Raw genomic sequence first — 2916 nt, forward strand, 5'->3', positions numbered from 1 at the left:
AAAAAAAATTTCTTCACCCTTATTATAAACGAAGAGAGACTTTTTTTGCCATTTTTTGGTTTATTTTCATATAAAAACAAGCCTAAGACTAGCGCTGAGCGCCGCTGACTTAGGCTTGTTTATTTTTTGCGAAATTGCTGAACAAGAAAAATGAAGATAAAAAAGAATAATGCTTCCCATAAAGTAGTTGTCCAACTAAAGGTACGACTGATCCCAAAAAAAAGATTCCCAATATTGGATACGACCAAATAGATGACCGTAGCAATCAATGAAAAAATTAAGCGTTTTGCCATCATAATTCCCCCTTGCCTTTGATTGTAACAATTGACTGACGAGAGAGCAATTATTTTAAGAAAAGGCTCCTGTCAAAACGAAAAAAAGATGCGCCATTCTTTAATTGTTTTGGGTGCTTTCAGGCGTGAGAGCAAAGAGGGGAGCTCTATAAATTTTTTTGATTTTCCCAATCAGTTCATTGATTAATCAAGAGGAACATCAAAAATCCAGCCAGCTGGAGCCTTGCGCTCACCAAATTGGATACCCGTCAATTCATCGTATAGCGCACGAGTTTTAGGACCGACCTCCGTTTCACTGTAAAACACATGGAAAGACTCTCCATTTTGGATTCCGCCAATAGGTGAAATAACCGCAGCGGTTCCACAAGCGCCTGCTTCAACAAAGCGATCCAGTTGATCCACATACACATCTCCTTCGACAGGTGTTAATCCTAAAGCATGATCTGCAAGATAAAGGAGAGAATATTTGGTGATACTAGGCAAAATTGATGGCGATTTTGGTGTCACGAATTCATTTTCGGCCGTGATCCCAAAGAAGTTAGCGGACCCCACTTCCTCAATTTTTGTATGTGTTTCAGGGTCTAAATAAATGCAATCTGAAAAATTCCGTTCATGGGCTTCGTATCCTGGTAATAAGCTGGCAGCATAATTTCCGCCTACTTTTGCAGCGCCGGTACCATTTGGTGCTGCACGGTCATAATCTGAAACAATAAAGTTCGTTGGGGCCAGCTCGCCTTTGAAATATGATCCGACCGGCATGCAAAAAATAATAAACAAGTATTCTGGCGCAGGTGCAACGCCGATATTCTCGCCTACACCAATCAATAGCGGCCGTAAATATAGAGTAGCCCCGGTACCGTAAGGCGGTACAAATTCTTGGTTTGCTTTGACCACTTGATTGACCGCATCGAGGAACATCTCTTCGGGAACGAACGGCATACGCAAGCGACGAGCGCTTCGATTCAATCGTTTACTATTCTCATCTGGACGAAACAAGTTGATCCCGCCATCTGGTCGTCGATACGCCTTCAAGCCTTCAAAGCATTGTTGACCGTAATGCAATGCTGGAGAACCTTCATGAATATGCAGAATATTATCTTCAGTCAATGCTCCTTGTTCCCAAGAGCCATTTTTCCATTTTGCGACAAAGCGCCAAGGGGTTTTAATATACGAAAACCCTAAATTTTCCCAATCGATTTGCATAGAGTCACTTCCTTTTTTAATTTTTCCTAGTATAGCATGGAACGCCCATCAAGTCATTATTTTCTGAAAATTCATCGCAATGATTTTCATTTCTAACATCATGATGAAAGCTTATTACTAGAGACTTTATATTCACAGAATTTTTTTTCAAGCCTATCTGGAGCTCTGCAGTTGTTGATAAAAAGGGGGAAGGATTTTGGCAGAACGTCGAGCACTTTAGATTGTATTTACGGAACAGATATGCTTCAATAAGGGTAGAAAAAAATCGATTAGGAGGACTTTCGGTGATCAAAGAAGCGGTTTCTGAAATCCAAGGTGTCCTGGATGCTTATCAGCGACTGGCACCAATCATGATCCATACACCTGCCGCACCAAGCAATATTCTTAGCGCAGAAAAGGCAGGAGAAATTTATCTGAAACTAGAGAATCTGCAGCGTACAGGATCCTTTAAGGCGCGAGGGGCCTACAACAAATTAGCAACATTGACAGAGGAAGAGAAAAAAAGAGGGGTAATTGCTTGTTCAGCAGGTAATCATGCGCAAGGTGTTGCACTAGCAGGCGCCCTGCTAGGGATACATGTACGGATCTTTATGCCGCTTCAAGCAGCGAAGACAAAAATAGAAGCAACGAGAAATTATGGCGCTGAAGTGATCTTAGCAGGAGAGACATTCGACGATACAAAACAAATTACTTTGGAAGCGATGTCACGTAGCGGTGAGGTCTTTGTCTCCCCCTTTGATGATCGAGCGGTAATGGAAGGGCAAGGAACGATTGGGTTAGAGATTTTACAAGATTTGCCTAATGTGGATAATGTCATCGTACCGATCGGTGGAGGCGGCTTGATCGCAGGCATTGCGTTAGCAATCAAACAATTACGCTCGGAAACTAATATTATTGGTGTTCAATCTTATCAAGTACATGGGATGATTTCCTCTATATGGCGACAAGAACTGATAGCTAATCGCAGCAGTAAGACATTGGCAGATGGGTGCGATGTGGCTTTGGCTGGAGAATTGACTTATGAAACGTTGCGCTCGCGCATAGATGAAACCGTTTTAGTTGAAGAGAAAGATATCGAAACTGCCATCCATTATTTGGCTTTAAAAGAAAAAGTGATTGCTGAAGGGGCAGGTGCTCTGAGTACGGCTGCTATCCTAAGCGGACAAATCGATCATTTGCTGAAAGGCAAACGAACAGTCGCAATCGTTTCAGGCGGGAATATCGATTTCTCTGTTTTTAAAGAAATCATTTAAAAAAAGATGATCTCAGACCAACTAGTCGTCTGAAGATCATCTTTTTTAGTCCGTTTTCGATCCAGTTTTCAGAGGAGAAGAAACGTTTACTAAAAACTGCGACCGCCGCCGCCAAATGTTCCGCCGCCGGAAGAATGAGTAGTGGTGCCACCGCCAAAACCGCCGCC

Annotated in this window: 3 protein-coding genes; 1 reads left to right on the top strand and 2 read right to left on the bottom strand. The window is 42.4% G+C overall.

Annotation, left to right across the window (positions count from 1 at the left end):
• Positions 1 to 119: 119 nt before the first annotated feature.
• Together AB5Z52_RS16480 and AB5Z52_RS16485 are read right to left on the bottom strand one after the other, a co-directional pair.
• Positions 120 to 293 (bottom strand): hypothetical protein, encoded by a 174-nt coding sequence (locus AB5Z52_RS16480; protein ID WP_005472376.1) that lies wholly within the window; start codon positions 291 to 293, stop codon positions 120 to 122.
• A 183-nt stretch (positions 294 to 476) separates the two neighbouring features.
• Entirely contained in the window at positions 477 to 1496 is a 1020-nt protein-coding gene (locus AB5Z52_RS16485; protein WP_041119238.1) for a branched-chain amino acid aminotransferase, read from the bottom strand.
• A 284-nt stretch (positions 1497 to 1780) separates the two neighbouring features.
• Here AB5Z52_RS16485 and AB5Z52_RS16490 point away from each other — a divergent pair, with 284 nt between their 5' ends.
• On the top strand, positions 1781 to 2749 hold the full coding sequence (locus AB5Z52_RS16490; RefSeq protein WP_003127084.1) for a pyridoxal-phosphate dependent enzyme: 969 nt from the start codon (positions 1781 to 1783) through the stop codon (positions 2747 to 2749).
• Positions 2750 to 2916: the final 167 nt, after the last annotated feature.

It is taken from the genome of Enterococcus sp. RTP21361st1_A6_RTP21361_211029, from assembly GCF_040910045.1.
GTDB lineage: Bacteria > Bacillota > Bacilli > Lactobacillales > Enterococcaceae > Enterococcus_D > Enterococcus_D gallinarum.